Origin of the sequence: Aquimonas voraii, assembly GCF_900101825.1 — a bacterium.
Taxonomy (GTDB): domain Bacteria; phylum Pseudomonadota; class Gammaproteobacteria; order Xanthomonadales; family Xanthomonadaceae; genus Aquimonas; species Aquimonas voraii.
The window spans coordinates 1-3,408 of the sequence record NZ_FNAG01000031.1 but is presented as its reverse complement, the minus strand read 5'-3'; the positions used below and the strand labels follow the sequence as shown (position 1 = coordinate 3,408).

General features: G+C 69.8%; 6 protein-coding genes. 4 read left to right on the top strand and 2 right to left on the bottom strand.

Translation table 11 applies throughout. The features are described 5' to 3' along the window. Nucleotides 1-72: 72 nt before the first annotated feature. Nucleotides 73-486, bottom strand: a complete 414-nt coding sequence (locus BLP83_RS18055) for a type II toxin-antitoxin system VapC family toxin (protein ID WP_091246286.1) — start codon at nt 484-486, stop codon at nt 73-75. Continuing rightward, complete coding sequence (locus BLP83_RS18050) at nt 483-710, bottom strand: hypothetical protein (protein ID WP_218121272.1); 228 nt, start codon at nt 708-710, stop codon at nt 483-485. The genes BLP83_RS18055 and BLP83_RS18050 overlap by 4 nt, the downstream gene beginning before the upstream one ends. Before the next feature lie 292 nt (nt 711-1,002). On the opposite strand from BLP83_RS18050, the gene BLP83_RS18045 reads away from it, so the two are divergent. The 4 genes from BLP83_RS18045 to BLP83_RS18030 all read left to right on the top strand — a co-directional run bounded on the left by BLP83_RS18045 (nt 1,003) and on the right by BLP83_RS18030 (nt 3,389). Beyond that, a complete protein-coding gene (locus tag BLP83_RS18045) occupies nt 1,003-1,275 on the top strand; it encodes a type II toxin-antitoxin system Phd/YefM family antitoxin (protein ID WP_091246281.1) in 273 nt (90 codons plus the stop codon). Then, nucleotides 1,272-1,679, top strand: coding sequence for a type II toxin-antitoxin system VapC family toxin (locus tag BLP83_RS18040; RefSeq protein ID WP_176764284.1), 408 nt, complete (start codon nt 1,272-1,274; stop codon nt 1,677-1,679). Before BLP83_RS18045 ends, BLP83_RS18040 begins: the two co-directional genes overlap by 4 nt. 481 nt (nt 1,680-2,160) lie before the next feature. Continuing rightward, complete coding sequence (locus tag BLP83_RS18035; protein ID WP_143006789.1) at nt 2,161-2,949, top strand: thioesterase domain-containing protein; 789 nt, start codon at nt 2,161-2,163, stop codon at nt 2,947-2,949. A gap of 209 nt (nt 2,950-3,158) precedes the next feature. After that, nucleotides 3,159-3,389, top strand: a complete 231-nt coding sequence (locus BLP83_RS18030) for a hypothetical protein (RefSeq protein WP_091246273.1) — start codon at nt 3,159-3,161, stop codon at nt 3,387-3,389. Nucleotides 3,390-3,408 lie beyond the last annotated feature (19 nt).

Here is a 3,408-nt window from a genome sequence, read left to right as displayed (position 1 = left end):
CACTTCTAGGCCGAGCGAGCGGCGCGAGGGTCATGCGCGACGATCAGGTGTTGCTTTGACACATCCCCGCGCTCAGCCCCGCCACGGATCCACCAGCACCACGCCCGTCTCGCGAAAGTCCGCCACGTTCCGCGTCGCCAGCGGCGCCGAGTGGACGCGGGCGATGGCGGCGATCATGCCGTCGGGTGCGCTCATCGGCCGACCCGCACGTGCCGCCTCGCCCATCAGCTCGCCGTAGTTCAGCGCGGCCTCTTCGGTAAAGGCGAAGATGCGCCCGGCAAAGCGGCTGCGCCAGGCCTCCAGACCATCGGCCAATCGCTGGGCGCGTTCATCGGGGCGGATCTTGCTGATGCGGAAAGCAAGTTCGGCGATGACGACCGTGCTCAACGCCAGCTCGGCGTCGTGCGTCTCCAGCCAGCGCAGCACGGTCGGCTCCGGTGTGCGCTTCAGCGTCTCGGAGACGACGTGGGTGTCGAGGAAGATCACAGCTCGATGCCGCGATGGGACTGGCGCAGCTCGCGCAGCACGGCTTCAAGATCGATATCGGTGCCGTAGCTCTGGCTGAGTCGCGCGTAGAAGCTGGCGGCCGGCTCACGGCCTGCTTGGGCGGCCTCGTAGGCTTCCAGCGCGCGCTCGACGACTTCAGCCACCGAGCGCTGCTCGCGCCGCGCCAGCCGATGCGCCAGATCGCGGGCCCGGGCGCTGCGCACGGAGAGTTGGGGCTCGGCGATAGGGCTGTCCTCGTGCCTTGAAGCCTTGGAGGCTAGGCCGCACGCCGTCTGCCATCAAGATGGCCGGGCGGTGGTTTCGGCGATTGGCGGGTTCAGGCTGAAGCTGCGAAACGCGCAGCCACCTTCAGCCCCGGCGACTAGAGCAGATGCGGGACTCGGCCTCGCTTGCCACACGGGGACCTGAGCGGGCTTGCATCAGCACTGTTTTCCGTACCGATATCAGCACTCTTTCATGCTAGCCTGCCACCGCGAGGCGACTAGAGATGCAGCGATGGCCGACAACACCCTTACCAGCGCGGAGATCAAGCGACACGGTCTGGCCGTGATCGAGGAGCGCCTGGCGCAGGGGCCGGTGCATCTGATGAAGCGCAACCGACGCGCGGCGGTGGTGCTGAGCGAGGCCGAGTACGCGCGCCTGCTGCAGGCCCAGCCCAAACCCGTGCCCGGCCAGAGCGCGCTGCAGTGGCTGCTGACCCAGGCGCCGCAAGCCCAGCGCAGCCGCGCTGAGATCGATGCCGAGCTGGAGGCGGGGCGGGACTGGTGATCGCCTTTCTCGATGCCAACGCGCTGATCTACCTGATCGAGGGCGAGGCCACGCTGGCCGCGAGCGTGCGCGCGAAGCTGCAGGCGCTGGCCGCCGCACATCCCGATCTGCGCATCGCGCTCAGCCGGCTGAGCTGGCTGGAGTGCCGCGTGGGGCCCATCAAGGCCGGCTCGCCTGAACGCCTCGCGCGCTTTGATGCCTTCTTCCAGCAGCCGGATCTGGTCTGGGTGGAGCTCGAACGCATCGTGGTCGAGCTCGCCACCGAGCTGCGCGGGCGCCTCGGCCTGCGCACGCCCGACGCCCTGCAGGCGGCCTGCTGTCTGCAGTTGAGGCGTGAGCACCTGATGCTGACGGGCGATCACGGCTTCGCACGCGTTGAGGGCTTGAACATCGACTGGATCTGAGCGCTGCAGCGGCCATTCGGCGATGCCTGCAATGGACTTCGTCGCAACGCATCGCGCCACCCAGCGCCGCCAGTGCGCCCCTGCCAGCGAACCCGCCACCGTTCACATCACGCGCGGCGGCGCGTCAGGCCCAGCCGCTCAGTCGCCACCGCAGCCACCGCAACTTGAGCCGCCGCCATCGCCGCTGGAAGGCGGATGCCGAAGCTCGTGGTCGCGGGCCAGCGCGCCGGTACCTGCAAGCGCCACGCCCTGCGCAAGGCAGGCGGCGCCGCCGCCGCGCATGAGGCGACATAGGCATCAGCCGCCCGCTGTCGCTGGGTCCCCGCGGCCCGCATCGCCTGTGGAGCGTCGGCGCGGCAGGCGCAGTACCGCACTCCGGCGGGTGTAGGCTGGCGCCGCATCCCGCCGCCTCAACCAGCCTCGCGCAGGCGCCGCCCGCCGAGCCCGGCGAAGGTCACGCCGCACCTCCAAGGACAGATTGATGGAAACACCCGTCCCCTCCCTGTCGCCGCCGGCGACGTCCGCACGCTGGGCGGAGCTGCGGGCAGCCCCAGACCTGCTCGCCATGGCGGCCCATCTCGCAATCGGTGGGGTGCGCAGGGCGTCCAACCCGCGACGAGTGGTCGTGTTGCCGGGCTTCGGTGCGGACGATCGCGTGATGTGGCCCCTGCGCAAACAGCTGGCCCGTGCGGGACACGAGGTGCAGCCTTGGGGTCTGGGCCGCAATCTGGCCGGCCTGGATATCCGCCATCGCTTCGAAGACCTGCCTGCCGAATGGGTGGGCCCGGCGCCAGCGGGGCGCTACGCGCGCGAAGCCGGCGTGACCCTGTTAGCGTGGCGGATGACCGAGCGCCTGCGTTCGCTGTGGTCGCCGGGCGAGGCGCCGTTCCGCCTGGTTGGATGGAGCCTGGGCGGGCTGATCGCACGCGAGGTGGCGCGCGAACTGCCCGAGGCGGTGGCGCAGGTGATCACCCTCGGAACGCCGGTCATCGGCGGACCCAAGTACACCGTGGCCGGCGCCAAGCTCAGGGCCCGCGGCGTCGACATCGACTGGATCGAACGCGAGGTGGAACGCCGCCAGCAGATCCCGATCCGGGTGCCGATCACGGCCATAGTCAGCCGACGCGACGGCATCGTGGCGCCACAGGCCGCGCGCGACCGGGTGTCACCGCAGGTCCGACACGTGGAAGTGGACACCCCGCACCTCAGCCTTGCCTTCAAGCCGTCGATCTGGGCGCTGGTGCTCGAAGCGCTGGAGCGCGGCAACTAGGCAGCGCGACGTGGACTTGTTCGACGCTTGCAGGGCGCACTGCGGGGCGAGTCCGCCTGCGGCAATGGGACTCTTCCTTCCAGACGCAGCGCACGAGGAGCACCCTCGCGGGCCGCATCGCCAGATATCCGAGCACCGCCGCACGCCAGCTGCTGACGGACCCACTGGCGTTCGGGCAGTCTTGACGGCCTTTTTTGCGATCGCAGGCCATGGCCACATCCAACGAACGCCGTTCGCCATGCCGGCGGCTGCTGGTGATCAAGCACGGCGCCTTCGGCGACCTGATCCAGGCCGACGGCGCGCTGCGTGATCTGCGCGCGGCGTTTCCGCGGCATGAGCTGGTGCTGCTGACCTCACCGCCCCGGAGAACGGGGTCAGGTTCACTTCTAGGCCGAGCGAGCGGCGCGAGGGTCATGCGCGACGATCAGGTGTTGCTTTGACACATCCCCGCGCTCAGCC

Bases quoted from the DNA above. Each gene is read 5' to 3' on its own strand.
- BLP83_RS18045 (WP_091246281.1), top strand. From the start codon at position 1,003: ATGGCCGACAACACCCTTACCAGCGCGGAGATCAAGCGACACGGTCTG.
- BLP83_RS18030 (WP_091246273.1), top strand. From the start codon at position 3,159: ATGGCCACATCCAACGAACGCCGTTCGCCATGCCGGCGGCTGCTGGTG.
- BLP83_RS18035 (WP_143006789.1), top strand. From the start codon at position 2,161: ATGGAAACACCCGTCCCCTCCCTGTCGCCGCCGGCGACGTCCGCACGC.